The sequence below is a fragment of the Chitinophaga silvatica genome, from assembly GCF_003419895.1.
Classification (GTDB): Bacteria; Bacteroidota; Bacteroidia; order Chitinophagales; family Chitinophagaceae; genus Chitinophaga; species Chitinophaga silvatica.
The window spans coordinates 541881-560596 of the sequence record NZ_QPMM01000001.1 but is presented as its reverse complement, the minus strand read 5'-3'; the positions used below and the strand labels follow the sequence as shown (position 1 = coordinate 560596).

Genomic DNA, 18716 nt, shown 5'->3' with positions numbered 1-18716 from the left:
TTCTGTTTTTTTTCTAAAGAAAAATGATATACAAATAATGTAAAAGAGAAGCCGGCTCAAAAGAAGAGCCGGCTTTCTTTTTTTATCTAGCCCACAAAAATATTTGATAACTTCAAAGAAGTTGTAAATTACGTATGGAAGCCGATTCAGAGGAAAAAAAGTGTCCGAAAATGAACACCATAAAAATCTTCTAGCGTTATGTTAAAACACAATCTTCGCCTTATTCTAAGAAACCTAAAACGTTTTAAAACCGTTTTCTTTATCAACCTGATTGGCCTGTCTACTGGTCTGGCAGCTGCATTGTTAATCTTTCTCTGGATTAATGATGAATTAAGTATAGACAGGTTCCACGAAAGAGATAATAGGCTGTATCAGGTAATGGTAAATACTCCACAATCAGGAACAATTAATACCGATCAGGGAACAGGAGGCGTTTTAGGTGAAACATTAAAACGAGAGATTCCTGAAATTGAAGCTGCTTTAACCACTGCTCCTCCCACCTGGTTTCAGAAATTCAATATCACAAACAAAGAAAATACTGTTGGCGCTAATGGAAATTTTGTAGGTCAGGAATTCTTCTCCGTATTTTCTTATGATCTGATTCAAGGTAATAAAGATAAAGTGTTGGCAGATAAAAGTGCGATTGTTGTATCTGAAACGCTGGCCAAAAAACTGTTTAAAAATCCGGAAAATGCTATAGGAAAAGTATTGGAATGGAAATGGGCCGCCCTCTCCAAAGAATGTATGGTAACAGGTGTGTATAAAGACATGCCCCACAACTCCACCCAACAATACGATTTTGTATTACCACTTGATGCCTGGAAAGAGATTGTTCCGGCTACCAATGATTTGGGCAGCGGGCCATTCATGACCTATGTAGTTCTCAAATCAGGAACTGATTTCGATTCATTCAATGATAAAATATCTCCATTTATCAGCAATAAGTTCAAGGCTTCTACAGCCTCCTTATTTTTAAGAAAATATTCAGATGCTTACCTGCATGGGAAGTATGAAAATGGCAAACAAAGGGGTGGAAGAATAGAATATATCAAACTATTCTCCTTAATAGCCATCTTTATTCTCCTTATTGCCTGTATTAATTTCATGAACCTCTCTACTGCCCGGGCTTCTAAAAGAATGAAAGAAGTTGGACTAAAAAAGGCACTGGGTGCAAGAGTTCATACACTCATTCTACAATTTCTTGGAGAATCAGTTATGATGAGCTTTATTTCATTAATAATCGCCATCCTGCTGGTGCTCCTACTCCTTCCACAGTTCAATAATATAACCGGAAAGCAGATATCATTTATCCCGGATACCCGACTGATTCTGATAACTTTAGGTATCACATTACTTACGGGACTTATAGCCGGTAGTTATCCAGCTTTTTACCTTTCCCGATTCAATCCTGCGATTACGTTAAAAGGTAAATTCACCAGCTCGATAGGTGAACTATGGGTAAGAAAAGGATCAGTAGTATTTCAATTTGCTATATCCGTTTTGTTTGTTAGTTCCATGATGGTTATCTATAATCAGATTAAATATGTACAAACGAAGGATCTGGGGTTCAATAAAGATAATGTACTTTATTTTGAATTAGAGGGTAGAACAGCCGATAAACGCGAAACTTTCCTTACGGAACTAAACAACATCCCGGGCGTTATTCATGCTTCAAGTATTCAGCAACAGGTAATATTACCAAGCATAATTCCCAATTCAGCCATTCAATGGGATGGAAAAAATCAGGATAATAGCATCAGGTTTTATGAAATGCCTGTAAACTATGGCCTGATCGAAACACTGGGCATTAATATTTCACAGGGGCGGTCTTTCTCCAAAGACTTTGCTACTGATAGTGGTGGAATTATCCTCAATGAAGCTGCTATTAAAGCGATGAACCTGAATGAAGACCCCATCGGTAAAGCCGTTAGTTTAAATGGTACGATTACACGAATTATTGGGGTTACCAAAAATTTTCACTTCAATTCATTGCATGACGAGATTAAACCATTTGTGTTCCGACTCGATCCCGCCTCCACCATGCTCGCAATGGTAAGGGTTTCAGCCGGAAAATCCGGTGAAACTATTCAGAAAATTCAGGACTTCTATAAAAACTTTAATCCTGGCTATACTTTCAATTATCAATTTTTAGACAAGGCCTATCAGGAACAGTATGTTTCTGAAAAACTTGTAGCTTCCTTATCAAAATACTTTGCCGGATTAGCCATAATTATATCCTGCCTTGGGGTATTTGGACTGGCAGCCTTCACAGCCGAAAGAAGAGCTAAGGAAATAGGAATGCGGAAGATACTGGGTGCCAGTGCTGCCAATATAGTATACTTATTGTCGGCCGATTTTTTGAAAATAATTATAGTCGCTATAACAATTGCATTACCAATCAGCTTTATTATAACAAGGCAATGGCTTAATTCTTTCGCTTATAGAATCAACCTATCAGCCTCTTACTTTATTATAGCAGCACTGGTTGCTTTAGCCATTGCCTGGTTTAGTATTGGTTTGCAAACAATTAAAGCCGCGAGAGTAAATCCGCTATTAAGTCTGAAAGATGAATGACAGTAAGAGAATAAATCTCTTACTGTTTAAATATCAGACAAGGCTTCGTTTGATCCTGCATCAATGATTTGGCTATAGCATAGCCAATACCACTACTGGCACCAGTAATCAGGGATAGATTCTTATTCACGGAAATGAAATTCTATTTATTTTAGGAAACTTCTAAAACGGAGAGTAAACAAAAGTTAGTATAGTTGATTACGTAATATCCTTTTTATCATTTGTATGGTACTACGACTAATTTCGTTTTTATACTTGCGCAAAATCACCACCTCACTGGTACCTCTGCTTAGTTCGTTCACTACATTGAGCCATTTGCCCAGGAACTCTGAATTAGGGGTCCGATACTTCAACAGCCTTCTGACGGTTTCAATAATCACTTTGCTAACAGTACCTTCGTGCAATTCAAAGATCTCGTCGTTGTTTAGCCCCAATTGCACATCATCTACGATACGGGAATAATCGAACAGGTACTTCTCATTTGCTTCCATTACCTGCAATAAGGGATTATTGCTAAAAACAATGTCTTTATACTTACGATGTTGCTTTTGGAGTGATCGCAAGGCATAATTACGAGCGATATTATCACAAATAATCAGGTCGCTCTTATTGAGTTCGAACCACTCTCCTTTTACTCTTTTATGTTGAAAAACGATGTGCAGACTTTCTTCAAGATCAGACATATTGAGGGCTGCATATTGCCTGATTACCCGGAACATTACAGGCAAATGAGTATGATAAACCGCCAGACGCTTATGCAAATCCTGGGTTTTACCAATCTTATACAGGTTCTTGCCTGTGCTAAGAATATAAACACATTTACCTACTTGAATTTGATCCATGGGGTGATTTGTACTTCTGCGAAAATAAGAATTATATTATCAACTTGCGCATAGGACTATCAAATACATAAATTCAAATATTATAATATATCATCGGGTCTCTTTAAACTATCTTCAATACCTAAACGAAATTTTCAGAAATGTGACATTAATTGATAGTTTGATGTCTTTATTTGATTGCGATGTAGTAAGTCGGGGAAACGCCAAAAAATACCGCCAGCCTTACCGGTACATTGTATGCTAGTGGCGAGAAAATACATCTACCCAAATAATCAAAAACTTATTACGTGTGCATATGCTCTCTTAGGATTCAGCTTGCTATCAAAAAGCAGGGGATAATCCTTTCTTCCACGTACGGGGAAGTTATCCAGCCAGCTATGTCTGTCTGAAATATTCCAAAAGGTTACACCGGTAATTATCTGTTTATATGCTCTGAATTTTTCAAAGCACATTGAATACTGGTTAATTTGTTGAGTCTCCTTATCGGCAGAGAAAGTAGTGTCGATATCGCTGGCTTTTCCTGCTCTGGCTTCATGTTCTTTGGGATAAACGGAAATATCCAGTTCTGTAATCTGAATTGGTAATCCCAATGCCGCAAAATCGTTTAAAGTTTGGTCAAGCTGTTTGGCAGAAGGCAGATTTATAGCCCAATGAGCCTGTAACCCAATTGCCTGTACCGGTACTCCTTTAGCCCTGAGGTCTTTCACCATCTTTATTATCTTTCCACGTTTTACCGCATCAATCTCATTATAATCGTTGTAAAACAAAATGGCTTTGGGATCGGCTTCATGCGCCCAGCGGAAGGCCATCTCAATATATTCTGGTCCACATATCGATAACCAGGGAGAGTTGCGATAAAATTCGTCTTTCTTATCACTGATCACTTCATTTACTACATCCCAGGCATAAATGCGGCCCTTGTATCTGGTTACTACAGTAGTAATATGTTCTTTTAGGCGCTGCATTAATACCTGCTTTGAAACAGTATCCCCTTTCTCATCTCTAAAAATCCAGGCCGGCGCCTGATTATGCCAGCAAAGGGTATGTCCACGTAATTTCAAATGGTTTTTGCCTGCAAAATCCGCTATCGCATCCGCTCCTTCAAAATTGTACTCATGCTCTTTGGGATGTATTACACCCATTTTCATAGCATTTTCAGGTGTCATGCTATTAAACTGCTGCGTAATTAATGCAGCTTCATCACTTTTCAATGCTTGTGGTGAAACAGCTACGCCTATTGGAAAATAATTATTGTAATAGTCTTTCAACCCTTTGGGATTAGGCTGAGCAATGGCTATCTGACAACATGCTACTAATGCAATAGCACTATATATTAATCTTGCCCGTATCATAATATATTGGTAATCGAATACTTTTTAATCCTGAAAACCAGATTCAGAAAAAAGATCCAATTACCAATATAGAAATAATAGATTGTTATTTAGACAATTATTATTTGAAATATTTTAGATGGATTTTAATTTCCCCAGAAATTGTTTTCCTGCTGAATATCTGTTGCAAAGACTGTAACGGCAACAATCTGACCATTTTTAACAGTATACAGATCTATATTTTCGCTATTTAGTGCAGCTCCAGGTCTTTCAGCTTTCCACACCATTGAAACAGCCACCTGGTTATTGTTTACAGCATAGGATTTTACTTGTGCCAGAGTCATGGTATTTTGAGATACTTCAAACATACCTCCCACCATCTGAAATACCTCATTGCTGGATTGTTTTAAACCTGAGAAACGGTTAGTTCCCGGCTGTTCCCATATTACTTCAGGATGTAACAGGCTACCAACCTTTTCAAGGTTTAAAGATTTAACGGCTTCAATAAATTCAGTTACTACACTTAATGATTGTTGTTCCATGATGTATTAGTTTAATTGTTTTTCAAAATTGATAACACAAAACTAGTTGAAGGAGCAACCCAAATACTTATCATTACACGACAATCATTTACCATATTACGACAATAAGATTTTTATAAAAGAAAGAGGATTTATATTTACAATATGAAAGATCTGGTATTGAATATAATTGCATATGCAGCACAGCGGGATGTTGATGTTTCTCAACTTTGCAAATTATCCGGCATCAATCCCGGATCTTTGAAAAATCTAACTCCTACGCATACTCAATTACAACACCTATGGGCCAATGCAGTGCATCTGACAAACGACTCCTTGTTTGGGTTGCATCTGGGCGAATCCTTGCGTGCTACAGCTTTAGGAATAGTTGGCAATCTTGTTCAAAGTAGTGCCACTGTAGGAGAAGCCTTAACCCATGCAGCTGCTTTAGTTCATTTAATTACTAATCAGTGCAGCATGAAAATAGATCAGGGTAAGGGTACATTTAAAGTACATCTGCTCCCCGCTGCTAATCCAGAAAATCATACAGCATTTGGTAATCATCAATTAACCGAATTATTGATGGTAATTGTTATCCATGAGTTAGATGGATTAATGCTAAAGAAAATTGTTCCAAAATCTGTATTGCTGCCATACCGGGTTATAGACCCAGCTGAATATGAAAGAGTTTTCAGATGTAAACCAGGTAAGTCTGTAGATGAATTTAGTATCACTTTCCATCAACAGTACTGGAACGAACCTATACTTACTGCTAATCATGAATTACAGGAGTTGCTTTTGAAGAAGATAAGCAGTTTACCCAGTCCTAAAAGTACTTCATCAACGTTTCAAACCAGGATTTTCAATCACCTTATAGCTAACTCCTATCTGGGCTTGTCATCCTTAAATGACATCGCTGCTAATTTCAATATGAGTCCACGTACTTTACAAAGGAAGCTTAAAGAAGAAGGAGCCAGTTATCAGCTGATTGCAGAGGAGGCTAAACGCTCTCTTGCTGAGCATTATGTATCTAGTGGTAGCTTTGCCTTAAAAGATATTTCCTGGATGTTGGGATATAATGATTTAAGTGCATTCAGCAGGGCCTTCAAGCGGTGGACGGGCAAAGCCCCCGTTGATTATGGAGCTTGAATCTATTCTGACCTTCAGACGATTAACCATCCGTTTTGTAGTAACCAGTCAATTGTATTAACTGCAATGTTTTTATGGATTGTACTTAGAAGTTTTTTCAAGACGAATTTTATAGTGCAGTTAATATATTTAAAGTAAATTTCTCTTGCAGACGATTGAGTTACTTTTGATACAGTTTATACTTACTCCTTCCCCACACTATTACTGCAGCCAATATAGCTACAACGATATTAAACCCTACTACATTAACTTCGCCTCTGCTAATGTGAAAAACAGTTGCAGCGATCATCAACATAATGATGCCAATAGCAGCCAAAACTGTTAATTGTGGTCGTATTTTAAGCAGTGCGGGAATAATAATTCCAATTCCTCCCAATAGATCTATCACTCCCAGTAACCTGACAAAGAGTTCGGGCACCTGGCCGGTCCATGGATACATTTCCTGCTGTTGGGGAATTGACTGAAATAACTTCATTATTCCACCTGTGATGAATAATATTGAAAGTAGCCCTTGCAGGGTCCATAGGCCAATGTTCAAGGGTTTTGATATGCTTTGCATGCAGTGGTCGTTTAATTTCACGAAACTATATTACTTTCGTTTTAATTAGTATAGTCCTATACTTTAGTATAGTATAATTTTTTTTTATGCAAGTACCTTTTGAGCAATGGACCGATTTTCGGATTTCACCTGAAACCTGTCCGCGTACATATATGCTGGCAATATCGGATGCATTGAATGTATTTACCGGTAAATGGAAACTTCATATAATTGGGGCGCTATTATCCGGTAAGAGGAGATTCAGTGAAATTGAGAAAACCATTCCAGGTATTACTCCAAGAATGCTTTCCAAAGAATTGAAAGACCTTGAAATCAATGGAATTATTTCTCGTATGGAAAATAGTGGGGTCGAATATCATCTCACCCCTTCAGGGAATAACATCAGCCCTATTCTGGATGCAATGATTAAATGGGGTATTGAGCACCGAAATACCTATATCGGAAATAAAAGCTTATAATAAAGGTTTATGATTGTATGAATTGGACTGTGGGGGCTAATTAATCTACTAATATCTTTAAATTGTTGCATTGACATTAAGACAAAGGGTTATTTCAATACCTGAACCTATCGCTCCATCAATGCTATTCCCAAAAATTTCGTAAACAACATCTTGCTACCAATAAAACAAAACACACTACGATCGCAACAATCTCCTAAAATAACTCGGTCTTACTAAAATAACTCGATCTTATCACTAACTATCCAGGAGCCTTCCTCAATCTCCGCTTCAAGTTCTGAATAATCCCAACCGCAATAACCTATAAAGATCTTTATATCGTTTTCACCTATACTATTATCGTTAATGTATTGCAATGCAGTTTTAAAATCTCCCCCGAGATATAAATTCCCTTCTATTAAGTCACCACCTTTTATTAAGTCGGGGCGCTGATGTATAAAGAACAAGTGTTCCTGATCTACCGGGCCACCTTCAAAAATCGGAAAAGGTTTACAGTAACTGAATTCCACTAACTCATTAATCGCCCTGGGAAAACGTCGGTTTACTATAAATCCCATAGCTCCTTTATCATTACTTTCCGTAATGATAAGTTTTGCATCTTCAAAATAAGTGTCGTTGAGCAATGAAGAGCTTTCTATGAAACTACCTGCAATCATACTCTAAAGGTAAAGCAATTATTTCATTGCCCAACAACACACTGATTTCAGTTCGATAAAACAGTTGTAGGTTAAAGTCTGTTACTTTTCTTGCCTGATGAATTTACCCGCCTGATCAAAGATCAAATCCGTTTTGTTAACTTCTGCCTCATAATTTAAGGTACCGTCAGATTTACTGATTTTTGCAGCTTCTTTTATAGCTGCATTTTTATGGTGCTGCTTAACATAAGCAACAGCAGAAGCAGGCAATTCAGAAATAGCAATCTTTTCCTCTGTTTCCTTTAATGTTCCGGCGTTGTCATATAGTACAGACATTTGTTTGCCAGACATCATAAAGTTAACCTCGTAATCACTCTTCTCTTTTTCCCATTTAACTTTAGTGGCTCCCGGGAAAGATTTTTCAAATGCCTGTCTGGCAACTGTAGGCACAGCTGCGTTCTTCTGCTGCGCAAATGCTATAGTAACTGATAGCAAAGCTGTTGATAAAACTAATAGAGACTTTTTCATAAAATGTTCCTCTTTCTGTTAACAAACCTAATATTCAATTCTGTTGTGTTTCTGGAGTTAGGCACCCAGGATCTATATCCAGATTCTTTTTAAAAATTCTTTAACATAAGACAGTAAAAATGGTGCTCAGGTCACAAGTTTTTAAATAAATTTCCCGAAAAATCAGTTCCAACAAATTGAATCAAACAATGAAAGTTTCCCCTACCTTTACACCATGAGCCAGCATATCAAAAGCATTCCTTCCCAGGGCTATATCATTTATGAGATTGATGGAACAGGCAAAACAAAAGAATACAGCAGGAAAGACTTCTACAAAATATGCCTCGTAACAGGCAAAAATCTTATAGAATACGCTGATCGGGGCATACAAACATATGGCACCACCCTTTTTTTTGGTACTCCCCATATTCCCTATTCCTGGGAAATAGTAACTAAAGAGCAAACCGGCTATACTATACTTTTTACTGAACAATTCCTTAAATCCGGCAATAATTCTGAAAGCCTTCTTCAATCGCCTTTCTTCAAAATCGGAGGTACCCCTATCTTTTTCCTGAAAGACGAACAAAGAGAATATATAGCTGGTATTTTCAGGAAAATGATTGCCGAACAGAACAGCGATTACCCATTTAAAGATGAACTGCTTCGCAATTGTATCAATCTGATTATTCATGAAGCCCTGAAACTTCAACCCAGCGACAGCTACTACACCCAGAAAAATGCCTCTTCCCGCATTACCTCCTTATTTCTCGAACTACTGGAAAGACAATTCCCCGTTGTCGGAAAAGAAAATCAACTTGCCATAAAATCGCCCCACGATTTTGCTTTACATCTCTCCGTCCACGTAAACCATCTCAACAGGGCTGTCAAAGAAATAACCGGCAAATCTACCTCTTCCCATATCAGCGAACGTATCGTTGCTGAAGCTAAAGACCTGCTCCGGCATACCGACAGGCCAATTGCCGACATTGCCTATAGTTTAGGATTTGACTAACCTACTTACTTCAATACATATTTTAAAAAAATAACAGGTAAAAGTCCGACCTCTTTCCGTACCCAAAATGTTTGATATGTTAAGATATTAGTTTGAATTTCTTTAACAACCAATCCCTTCCCCATAATAATTTTGTAACCCACAGTTTGTTATTAATAGCCAGCAAACTAATTGCAGGAATGAATGTTATTACCTAACAATAATAATTATACTCTTCCCAATCCTTATTTAATGCCCAAAGAGTTCACAATTATTATATCTAGTATATTGAAATAAAGACAATTACAATGAGTAACAACACACCCATCTTCGAAAAAGGGGATCAGGCACCCGCCGACTATTTTACTGGTGTCGCCTGGGTTAAATCATTGGTGCAAGTCGATGATCTGTATAATTTATCGGTCGGTAATGTCGTATTTGAGCCCGGAACAAGAAATAACTGGCATACCCATCCCTCCGGCCAGATTCTCATTGCCACCAATGGTACCGGATATTACCAGGAAAAAGGCAAACCCATTCAGGAACTCCGGCCAGGTGATGTTGTTCGTATACCCCCGGATGTTATTCACTGGCATGGTGCTACTCCGGATAGCGAATTTACCCATATTGCCATCAACCCAAATACCGAAAAAGGTGTTGTGGTATGGCTCGATAAAGTAACTGACGAAGAATATCTATCTCTCAAAAAATAAATTTCAAAACACAATGAGCGAAGCTAAAACAAAAGCATACGGCACACAGGCGGCCGAAAAACCATTAGGATCACTAAATATTCAAAGAAGAGAGCCAACTCCCCACGATGTAGAAATTGAAATCCTTTATTGTGGTGTATGTCACTCCGACCTCCACACTGCCCGCAACGAATGGCATAACTCCGTTTACCCGGTAGTACCAGGTCACGAAATTGTTGGAAAGGTTACTCGTGTAGGCGATCACGTTACCCAATTCAAAGTTGGCGACCTAGCAGCCGTTGGTTGTATGGTAGATTCATGCCGCGAATGCGAATACTGTAAGGAAGGCCTGGAACAATATTGCGAACCAGGTAACACACTTACTTACAACTCTCCCGATAAGCACCTCGGTGGACAAACATTCGGAGGCTATTCCGAGAAAATAGTGGTAGACGAAAACTATGTATTACACGTGCCCGAAAGCCTCGATTTAGCTGCTGCCGCTCCGCTGTTATGCGCTGGTATCACTACCTGGTCGCCACTTCGCCACTGGCAGGTTGGCCCTGGTAAAAAAGTAGGTATCGTAGGCATAGGCGGTTTAGGTCACATGGGTATTAAGTTTGCCAAAGCAATGGGCGCTCAGGTTGTTGTATTTACTACTTCCCAATCTAAATTTGATGATGCTAAAAGATTAGGGGCCGACGAAGTTGTATTATCAACAGATCGGGAACAAATGAAAAAATACAGACACAAACTGCACTTTGTGCTCGACTGTGTATCCGCGTCTCACGACATCAACAGCTACCTGGCTCTTCTTAGAGTAGATGGTACGCTGGCTTTAGTTGGTGCTCCTGAAAACCCATTACCTGTAGCGGCTTTTAGCCTGATCCCTAAAAGAATTAGCTTCGCCGGATCTACTATCGGCAGCATCGCTGAAACTCAGGAAATGCTGGACTTCTGCGGCAGACATAATATCACTTCCGATATAGAAATGATCAATATTGATCAGATCAACGAAGCTTATGATCGATTATTAAAAGGGGATGTTAAATATCGGTTTGTAATTGATATGGCCTCTCTGAAAAAATAAAACCAAGGGTATGAAAAAGGTATTGATCTTAGGTGCCTCCGGGCAGATAGCTCAACAGGCCATTCCATTATTCCTGAAAGAAAAAAATATAGGACTCACTCTCTTTGCCAGACATCCAAAGAAAATCGAGCATTTCAAAGCCGAAAATGTAGAAATCCTGAAAGGGGATGTAATGCATTTCGAAGAATTGAAAAAGGCCATCGACGGACAAAACGTGGTTTACGCCAACCTGGCCGGCGATATCGATAAACAAGCGGCTAACATTATTAAGGCTATGGATGAAACGAAAGTTAAGCGGTTGATCTTCATTACCTCCTTAGGCATTTACGATGAGGTACCGGGAGCTTTCGGAAAATGGAACCATAAAATGATTGATCAATACCTTAAACCATACATAAAGGCCGCTCAGATTATAGAAGCTTCAGATCTCGACTATACGATCCTCAGACCTGCCTGGCTTACCGATAACGACGAAATTGATTACGAAATCACTCAGAAAGGCGAACCATTTAAAGGCACTGAAGTTTCGCGAAAAAGTGTTGCTGCATTGATTGTAAAAATGGTACATAGCCCTAAACTTGGAATCCGGGAAAGCTGGGGAGTAAACAAACCAAATACAGACGGAGATAAACCTTCATGGTATTAAAGAGTTTTATTTAACCTGAAACTTACAGCTATGAGTCTACATATTTCTGGAAAAGTTATTGTCATTACCGGAGCCAGTAGCGGTTTAGGAAAATCGGCCGCCCGACTGCTTGCCGAACAGGGAGCTATCATAGTTTTAGCTGCCAGAAGAGCAGAAAAAATCGAATCCCTGGCGGAAGAACTTACCAAACAAGGGTATAAGGTAATTGCAATCACTACCGATGTTACCAATTACCTGGAGGTTAAAAACCTGCTGGATACTACTGTAAAATCATTTGGCCGGGTAGATGTGCTGATCAATAATGCCGGATTAATGCCTTCTTCGCCCTTAGATCGACTTAAAATTGATGAATGGAATGCGATGATCGACGTAAACATTAAAGGCGTTTTATATGGCATTGCAGCCGCTTTACCATATATGAAGGAACAAAAATCCGGGCATATTATTAATGTTGCATCAGTTGCCGGACATAAGGTTAGTGCTGGCGGAGCTGTATATGCTGCTACCAAGTTTGCTGTCAGAGCTATATCTGAAGGCCTCAGAATGGAGGTTAAACCATATAATATCAGAACTACAATCATCTCTCCCGGTGCTGTAGATACTGATCTTCCTAATACTATTTCAGAACCGGATATTGCTGCTGCAATGAAAAAGCTATATGAAAAGGCTATTCCGGCCGAATCATTTGCAAGAGTTGTTGCTTTTGCAATAAGTCAACCTGCTGAGGTAGATATTAATGAAATCCTTTTCAGACCTACCAGCCAGGAATTCTGATTATATTAAAAATAAAAGGGCGGCCTTTAAAAAGCCGCCCCGATATTCAGCAAATTGTATAATGAAGGACAATTAGAATTTCTGATATAACATGGTAATTCTCTCATCCAATGCGATCAGATGTGCTTTGGTAGCCTCATCTGCCGATTTACCAATAGCTTGCTTGATCTGACTGCGCAGATTACGGATTTCTGAGCTTGCAATACCTGATGCTTCACTCTCACTAATCTCAGGAGTTGAATCTTTTATGATCTTAACCAATGCACCAATATAAGCTTTCTGCATATTTCTGTGGAATGCATCAATCTTTATACTACCATTTTTCAGATCACTCCAAACACCTTTATGTAAAGAAGCGAAGAATTCGTCATTGGTCAATGCATCCTTTCCATAACGCTTCTGTAACTCTACCATGTAGTTCAAACGCTTGTAATCGAGCAACGAATTTACCAGGCTTATCTGCATGGCGCCAACTGTTTTGTCGCCCGGTGAAACAACCATATCCAGCAATTTCTTATTGGTAAGCCAGTCAGGAGTATTAAATACTTCTGTATTCAGCCATTCCAAAGCGCTGAGTTGTTTTGCTTTCGGAATTATACCATATGAAGGTCTGGTATCTCCATCTATACGTGATTCATAGTTGATGGCAACAATATATCTTAATACGTGTACCACGTAGCGGGTGTATTGTTGTGTTACCTGCTCGTATTTATTTTTAAGTCCGCCACGTAATGCATTTTCTTCGTAGGTCCATTCTGGTAAGTGTTCTACTACTCTTTTCAGGTTTTTAATACCATAGGTACCTGCTTTCGCCGCATCATCACCCAGGTCTTCAGTCTGACAGCGCGGATCAAATCTGCGGTCTTCTCCATCTCCAAACCATAACAGATTATTGGCTGCAATTCGGGAAGTAACCAATTTACGCATTTGCTTCTTATCTTCTTCAGAAGTAATATCGCCGGTAAATTTATATCCCCATTCAATCGCCCATGTATCATATTCACCAATTCTAGGGAATAATAACTCCTGTGGAATACGGTCTTCCGGTTGAGCTACATAGTTAAAACGCGCATAGTCCATGATACTGGCAGTATGACCATGTTTTTTTAACCAGGTAATGCTACGTAAACTATCTACCGGAGTCTGGCTGCTGCTTCCGAAGTTATGGCGCAAGCCCAGTGTATGACCTACTTCATGGCTGGATACGAAACGGATCAGTTGCCCCATCAGCTCATCATCGAACTTCGCTTTGCGAGCCATCGGGTCATTTGGTCCTGCCTGAATCATATACCAATCATTCAGTACCTGCATTACGTTGTGATACCAACCAATATGGGTTTGAATAATCTGACCGGTACGTGGGTCATGAACTTCCGGACCATATGCATTAGAGACAGGGGATGCAAAATAGTTGATGAACGAGTAACGTACATCTTCCATGTGCATGGTGGTATCATTTTCCGGCCATTCTTTAGCTGAAATTGCATTCTTAAATCCAGCCTGCTCAAATGCCTTCTGCCAGTCGTTTACTCCTAATATCAGGTATTTTCTCCATTGCTTGGGAGTAGCCGGATCTATATACAGAACTATTGGTTGCTGTGGTTCTACCAGCTCGCCCCTTTTATATTTCTCCAGATCTTCTGGTTTAGGCTCCAGTCTCCATTTGGTAACAAACTTGCGCATCTCTGCGTGTTGCTGATCATCACCATATTTGAGATGCTGATCTGCAAAGTACCCAACGCGTGGATCGAAGATACGCGACTGCATTGGCTTCTCTGGCAATGCTATAAAAGATGTATTGGTTTCCAGGGTAGCCGGACCAGTATAGGTTGCCCCAGCGCCCAATGCTTGCATAATTGGGCTTGCTCCTCTTATTGTACCATTTTTTGAAATTGAAATTTCTACGTTCTGAGGGAATGCTAAAAGAGAGGTTACTTCATGATCTTTCATGGATTTAACATCCAGAAATTTCTTAATATCTGCTTTATTTTCTCCTGAGTTTACAATTGAATTGGCATCTTTAAGGAACTTAGTTGCATCAATTACATAGCTGGCAGAGTCCTTTCCATATGCTTTAATTGGAAACGTAGCTAAAATCGGATCAAGGTTCGACTCTTTAACAGAACGGAAGATGGCATCGGTACTATCAGCCTGACTGATAATCAATCGAAGGCGCATACGAATTACATCATTCGGCCCTTTATCGAAGACGATCATGTTATTCTCCATCTCCTCACCAGGATAAATATCCAATCCTCCCGGTGCTTTTTTAATACGATTGATAACCAGGATATCTTTACCTAACAGACTTTGGTTAATTTCAAAAAGTACACTATCCATTTCTTTGGTATAGTGAACAGTAAATAAACCTTCTTGGGTGATCAGATTTTTTGTAACTACGCTGGCATATGGTTTTACACCTGTTTTAGTGTTTGTTCCTTTTGCAGCTGCGTTCGCAGGTGTAGCAGTTGTAGCCGCCGGAGCCGGTGCAGCTGCTTTCTTTGACTTTTTACTTCCACCTTTAAACACAGCACAGGATGCCATTACTGTCACAAGTGGGATATAAACGTAACGTTTCATCAGTTAATATTAAACGATTTGAAAAAGTTGCTAATTGAATTACCTGGTTGAATATTAAAACACGTTGTTATAGTGTTTGAACTAGTTCCTGCGTATCTTTTTTTGATTTGCTCATTATATAGATAGGCATGTTGAAGTAGTTTGGTTGATCTCCCCCATTTTCCGTTACAGCGCGGAGAACCGCGCCGTTATGGTCCTTTAGGGGGTTTTTGCTTATGAGAATAATATCAGCTCTTTTTAGTAAGCCTGTAAATTCTTTCCTGTAAATCCAGCAGATGATCTTTGGTCTGACTATCGGCCAATGGCATAGATTTCTTAATCATTGCTATCAATTTATTCAGTTCCCCATTGGTCACAGCTATTATGTCTGAATTTTCCATTTCACCATTCACTACGAGAATATCAAGCAGGCTATTTACATAGGAGCGTTGAATATTGCGATGGTCAGAGTCTACACTCTTCATATTTTTCCAAACTGAATTGTGTAGTTCATCAATATACTCCTGCATGGATAGTGTATTCTCCTTGCCGAACCTTACTTCATTAATGTAAATGGAGCCAAGCACTTCCGGACTTACAAAAAGACACATAGCTTTACGCTGCATATCTTTTATAAAAGATTCCGTTAGTGGTATAAAGAAATGGTTTATGATTTCCGGATCATCTATCCAGGCATAATCTTCCAGCAATTCTCTGCAAACAAATCTTAAGCTTTGCAGCTGAAGGGATTTGGGTACAGGTCTGTATGCCGGGTCCTGAGAATCTGTTGTTTTAATATCAGTATAATTAAGTGTGATATTAGGAAGCATATGGAACATTGAAGTCATAAACGTTCCAACCAGCTTATCATAAAATTTAAATGCAGAAAGCTCAGGGTTAGATTCATTATACGTCCACTTAAGCATATTTTTCATCACTATTCTGAAGTTGGCAAACCCCAGACTATCAGCTACAGCTACGTTATCGCTAAGGTCTTCTGTGAGATTACGCGGGTCCGGATCCTCCTTTCTTTCTCCATCTCCAAAATACAGCCTGTTATTGGCAGCCAGGCGTTTGGTTGTCATATCAAATAAGATATTCCTTTCTGCATTCACATCCTTTTTATCAAAGTATTTATACCCCCATTCAATAGCCCATTTATCATAATCTCCGATTCTTGGGAATAAAAGCTCAGGTGGAATATTATCCTGAGGCTGGGCAGCATAGTTGAAACGGGCATAGTCCATAATACTGGCGGTATGACCGTATTTTTTAAGGAAAGTAATACTACGAAGACTATCTACCGGGGTCTGGCTACTGCTGCCGAAGTTGTGTGAAAGACCCAAGGTGTGGCCAATTTCATGGCTGGAAACAAAGCGGATCAGTTGCCCCATCAACTCTGTATCTAGCTTATCCTGCTGCGCTCTTTTATCATTCACCCCAACCTGTATTTTATACCAGCTGTTTAACAGACCAGCAATGTTGTGATACCATCCTATACGGGTTTGAACAATCTCTCCGCTACGTGGATCAACAAACGACGGTCCGTATGCATTTTCTAATTTGGATGGCAGGTAGCAGAGGAAAGAGTAACGTACATCTTCTTTATCGAATGTCGAATCATTCTCCGGCCATTCTTTTGCAGAAATTGCATTCTTAAACCCAGCCTGTTCAAATGCCGGCTGCCAGTCGTTCACCCCTTGAATCAGGAAGGAACGCCATTGTTTAGGAGTAGCAGGATCTATGTAAATAACAATAGGTTTCGCTGGTTCTACCAATTCGCCGCGCATGTATTTCTCAACATCTTCCGGCTTAGGTTCCATTCTCCAGCGTTTCACAAAAGACAAGTTATTAACATGATGAACAGTATCCTGAAAATTCAGTGACTGTATTTCAAAATAACCAACACGAGGGTCTTTAATCCTTCTGGCCATTGGCTGTTCGGGAAGCAGTAATAAGGAGATACTGGTTTCCAGCGCGCATGGTATCAGAGAAGCTGTATCGTTCATTTTCACGCTGCTGGTCCGGCTAAATGAGAACATGATGTTTGTAGGGAATGTGCGGATATCTTCCACATTATGATCAGTTCCCATATTTACCATCATCTTTCTGGTAAAATTCTCATTATCATAATTATTTAAAAAACTATTACCATCTTTAAATAACCCGGTGATATCAATCACATAACTGCCAGAGTCCTTTCCATAAGCCGCAATAGGGAAAGTAGCCATAACCGGATTATTGTTTGCCCCTTCTACAGCCTTTGAAATAATATCTCCCGGAGCAGCATCTGCCAGGGTTATTCTTCTCTTCAACAATATCCTGTCGTTTGTTCCTTTTTCAAAGAACACTGCTTTATCGTCCAATTCTTCACCCGGATATATTCCAATATCCCTGGATATTTTTTTCAGATAGGTTAAGGCCAGCATATCCCGGCCCAACAACTGTTTATCTATCTCTAAAAGGATAGTATCTCTTTCAGGTGTACTGTGAACGGTAATAAGGCCCTTCTGTGTGATCATACCGGGAGTAACCACATTACTATAGGGTTTAACTCCATTTTTGCCTACTGCTGGTGGCTGCACAGTTTGGGATGCAGACGTTTTAGCAGTTTTTTTCTTACCACCTTTAAAAACAGCGCAGGAAGCCAGCACTGCTACCAGTGGAATATACACATAGCGATTCATTGCTAATAGAATTGTAGTTGGAAATAGTATGGGGATAAGCGAGAATGGATGTTCTAGCGAAAGCAATCTTTAATGGCAGGATACTCATCAAGGAGCAAGCGATCATATGTAAGATGACTATCGGGCAAAATTTGAAGATCTGTATCATTAACTACTACAGAATCGGGTACCTGGATGCCAGGAACCGATTTAAGCATGCTCACATACAATGGTAAACGTTCTATAGATGTGGCGTCCCATACTAATATTACAGGAAATGACCCCTTGGCAGAGTTAACTATGAAATCTGCTTTCGCAGATTTTTTACCATTAGTCCGCAGGTCTACCATTATGCCTGTGTTTCTGCCAGCCCACTGATCAATCAATGTACCGGCAATATTTTGATAGTTGTTTGCCAGCTTTCCGGCTAGTGAATCTGAATAGTTGTTTGGTAAAGAAATAAATACAAATTCCTTACTCTCACCTTTCACAGGAAGTGTGATATAGTTCACGGCAAATGGGAAAGCAGCATTACCAGTTTCAAAACCTTCAGGAAGGTGCATTGTACCGGCAGTAGGATATTCATTATCCGGCAGCTTAGGCCTTTCAGGTAAACCGGCTACCCCTCCTGGCGCATGCTTCCGACCTGGCAAGCAACTCATTAAAGTGGCACTGCAGAAAAGTGCAATAGCTCCCGCAAGCAATAATTTATTCATTCGAAG

The 18716-nt window shown here is 39.5% G+C and carries 17 protein-coding genes; 8 read left to right on the top strand and 9 right to left on the bottom strand.

Going from position 1 to position 18716, the window contains the following annotated elements; translation table 11 throughout:
- Positions 1 to 198 precede the first annotated feature (198 nt).
- A complete protein-coding gene (locus tag DVR12_RS02195; RefSeq protein ID WP_116973812.1) occupies positions 199 to 2574 on the top strand; it encodes an ABC transporter permease in 2376 nt (791 codons plus the stop codon).
- Positions 2575 to 2759: 185 nt separating this feature from the next.
- On the opposite strand, the gene DVR12_RS02190 is transcribed toward DVR12_RS02195, so the two are convergent.
- The 3 genes from DVR12_RS02190 to DVR12_RS02180 form a co-directional block, all read right to left on the bottom strand.
- Positions 2760 to 3416 carry a GIY-YIG nuclease family protein gene (locus tag DVR12_RS02190; RefSeq protein ID WP_116973811.1) on the bottom strand — a complete coding sequence of 219 codons (657 nt, stop codon included), beginning with the start codon at positions 3414 to 3416 and terminating at the stop codon, positions 2760 to 2762.
- 272 nt (positions 3417 to 3688) lie between these two features.
- Positions 3689 to 4768, bottom strand: a complete 1080-nt coding sequence (locus DVR12_RS02185; protein WP_116973810.1) for an endo-1,4-beta-xylanase — start codon at positions 4766 to 4768, stop codon at positions 3689 to 3691.
- A 125-nt stretch (positions 4769 to 4893) separates the two neighbouring features.
- On the bottom strand, positions 4894 to 5289 hold the full coding sequence (locus tag DVR12_RS02180; protein ID WP_116973809.1) for a nuclear transport factor 2 family protein: 396 nt from the start codon (positions 5287 to 5289) through the stop codon (positions 4894 to 4896).
- A 144-nt stretch (positions 5290 to 5433) separates the two neighbouring features.
- On the opposite strand from DVR12_RS02180, the gene DVR12_RS02175 reads away from it, so the two are divergent.
- Positions 5434 to 6417: an AraC family transcriptional regulator gene (locus DVR12_RS02175; RefSeq protein ID WP_233522113.1), complete on the top strand. Its 984-nt coding sequence runs from the start codon at positions 5434 to 5436 to the stop codon at positions 6415 to 6417.
- A 160-nt stretch (positions 6418 to 6577) separates the two neighbouring features.
- Here the strand turns inward: DVR12_RS02175 and DVR12_RS02170 are convergent, their stop codons facing one another.
- Positions 6578 to 6976 carry a DoxX family protein gene (locus tag DVR12_RS02170; RefSeq protein WP_116973807.1) on the bottom strand — a complete coding sequence of 133 codons (399 nt, stop codon included), beginning with the start codon at positions 6974 to 6976 and terminating at the stop codon, positions 6578 to 6580.
- 86 nt (positions 6977 to 7062) lie between these two features.
- Here DVR12_RS02170 and DVR12_RS02165 point away from each other — a divergent pair, with 86 nt between their 5' ends.
- Complete coding sequence (locus DVR12_RS02165) at positions 7063 to 7434, top strand: winged helix-turn-helix transcriptional regulator (protein WP_116973806.1); 372 nt, start codon at positions 7063 to 7065, stop codon at positions 7432 to 7434.
- A gap of 215 nt (positions 7435 to 7649) precedes the next feature.
- Here DVR12_RS02165 and DVR12_RS02160 read toward each other — a convergent pair whose 3' ends face one another.
- The gene (locus tag DVR12_RS02160; protein WP_116973805.1) at positions 7650 to 8090 is read right to left on the bottom strand and encodes a YqgE/AlgH family protein; all 441 of its coding nucleotides are present in this window, start codon (positions 8088 to 8090) and stop codon (positions 7650 to 7652) included.
- Between the two features lie 81 nt (positions 8091 to 8171).
- Positions 8172 to 8597: a PepSY-like domain-containing protein gene (locus DVR12_RS02155; RefSeq protein WP_116973804.1), complete on the bottom strand. Its 426-nt coding sequence runs from the start codon at positions 8595 to 8597 to the stop codon at positions 8172 to 8174.
- A gap of 214 nt (positions 8598 to 8811) precedes the next feature.
- Here DVR12_RS02155 and DVR12_RS02150 point away from each other — a divergent pair, with 214 nt between their 5' ends.
- From DVR12_RS02150 to DVR12_RS02130, 5 genes are all read left to right on the top strand, one after another.
- Positions 8812 to 9588, top strand: coding sequence for a helix-turn-helix domain-containing protein (locus DVR12_RS02150; RefSeq protein WP_116973803.1), 777 nt, complete (start codon positions 8812 to 8814; stop codon positions 9586 to 9588).
- 287 nt (positions 9589 to 9875) lie between these two features.
- Positions 9876 to 10280 (top strand): (R)-mandelonitrile lyase, encoded by a 405-nt coding sequence (locus tag DVR12_RS02145; RefSeq protein WP_116973802.1) that lies wholly within the window; start codon positions 9876 to 9878, stop codon positions 10278 to 10280.
- A 13-nt stretch (positions 10281 to 10293) separates the two neighbouring features.
- Positions 10294 to 11349 (top strand): NAD(P)-dependent alcohol dehydrogenase, encoded by a 1056-nt coding sequence (locus DVR12_RS02140; protein ID WP_116973801.1) that lies wholly within the window; start codon positions 10294 to 10296, stop codon positions 11347 to 11349.
- A 10-nt stretch (positions 11350 to 11359) separates the two neighbouring features.
- On the top strand, positions 11360 to 11995 hold the full coding sequence (locus DVR12_RS02135; RefSeq protein ID WP_116973800.1) for an SDR family oxidoreductase: 636 nt from the start codon (positions 11360 to 11362) through the stop codon (positions 11993 to 11995).
- Positions 11996 to 12025: 30 nt separating this feature from the next.
- Entirely contained in the window at positions 12026 to 12769 is a 744-nt protein-coding gene (locus DVR12_RS02130) for an SDR family oxidoreductase (protein WP_116973799.1), read from the top strand.
- Between the two features lie 72 nt (positions 12770 to 12841).
- Here DVR12_RS02130 and DVR12_RS02125 read toward each other — a convergent pair whose 3' ends face one another.
- From DVR12_RS02125 to DVR12_RS02115, 3 genes are all read right to left on the bottom strand, one after another.
- Positions 12842 to 15349 carry a zinc-dependent metalloprotease gene (locus DVR12_RS02125; RefSeq protein WP_116973798.1) on the bottom strand — a complete coding sequence of 836 codons (2508 nt, stop codon included), beginning with the start codon at positions 15347 to 15349 and terminating at the stop codon, positions 12842 to 12844.
- A 227-nt stretch (positions 15350 to 15576) separates the two neighbouring features.
- Entirely contained in the window at positions 15577 to 18015 is a 2439-nt protein-coding gene (locus DVR12_RS02120) for a zinc-dependent metalloprotease (RefSeq protein ID WP_116973797.1), read from the bottom strand.
- A 53-nt stretch (positions 18016 to 18068) separates the two neighbouring features.
- Positions 18069 to 18710 (bottom strand): hypothetical protein, encoded by a 642-nt coding sequence (locus DVR12_RS02115; RefSeq protein ID WP_116973796.1) that lies wholly within the window; start codon positions 18708 to 18710, stop codon positions 18069 to 18071.
- Positions 18711 to 18716 lie beyond the last annotated feature (6 nt).

Coding starts and splice junctions, on each gene's coding strand:
- DVR12_RS02175 (WP_233522113.1), top strand. CDS start 5,434: ATGAAAGATCTGGTATTGAATATAATTGCATATGCAGCACAGCGGGAT.
- DVR12_RS02130 (WP_116973799.1), top strand. CDS start 12,026: ATGAGTCTACATATTTCTGGAAAAGTTATTGTCATTACCGGAGCCAGT.
- DVR12_RS02190 (WP_116973811.1), bottom strand. CDS start 3,416: ATGGATCAAATTCAAGTAGGTAAATGTGTTTATATTCTTAGCACAGGC.
- DVR12_RS02140 (WP_116973801.1), top strand. CDS start 10,294: ATGAGCGAAGCTAAAACAAAAGCATACGGCACACAGGCGGCCGAAAAA.
- DVR12_RS02195 (WP_116973812.1), top strand. CDS start 199: ATGTTAAAACACAATCTTCGCCTTATTCTAAGAAACCTAAAACGTTTT.
- DVR12_RS02135 (WP_116973800.1), top strand. CDS start 11,360: ATGAAAAAGGTATTGATCTTAGGTGCCTCCGGGCAGATAGCTCAACAG.
- DVR12_RS02150 (WP_116973803.1), top strand. CDS start 8,812: ATGAGCCAGCATATCAAAAGCATTCCTTCCCAGGGCTATATCATTTAT.
- DVR12_RS02180 (WP_116973809.1), bottom strand. CDS start 5,289: ATGGAACAACAATCATTAAGTGTAGTAACTGAATTTATTGAAGCCGTT.
- DVR12_RS02160 (WP_116973805.1), bottom strand. CDS start 8,090: ATGATTGCAGGTAGTTTCATAGAAAGCTCTTCATTGCTCAACGACACT.
- DVR12_RS02115 (WP_116973796.1), bottom strand. CDS start 18,710: ATGAATAAATTATTGCTTGCGGGAGCTATTGCACTTTTCTGCAGTGCC.
- DVR12_RS02155 (WP_116973804.1), bottom strand. CDS start 8,597: ATGAAAAAGTCTCTATTAGTTTTATCAACAGCTTTGCTATCAGTTACT.
- DVR12_RS02185 (WP_116973810.1), bottom strand. CDS start 4,768: ATGATACGGGCAAGATTAATATATAGTGCTATTGCATTAGTAGCATGT.
- DVR12_RS02120 (WP_116973797.1), bottom strand. CDS start 18,015: ATGAATCGCTATGTGTATATTCCACTGGTAGCAGTGCTGGCTTCCTGC.
- DVR12_RS02125 (WP_116973798.1), bottom strand. CDS start 15,349: ATGAAACGTTACGTTTATATCCCACTTGTGACAGTAATGGCATCCTGT.
- DVR12_RS02170 (WP_116973807.1), bottom strand. CDS start 6,976: ATGCAAAGCATATCAAAACCCTTGAACATTGGCCTATGGACCCTGCAA.
- DVR12_RS02145 (WP_116973802.1), top strand. CDS start 9,876: ATGAGTAACAACACACCCATCTTCGAAAAAGGGGATCAGGCACCCGCC.
- DVR12_RS02165 (WP_116973806.1), top strand. CDS start 7,063: ATGCAAGTACCTTTTGAGCAATGGACCGATTTTCGGATTTCACCTGAA.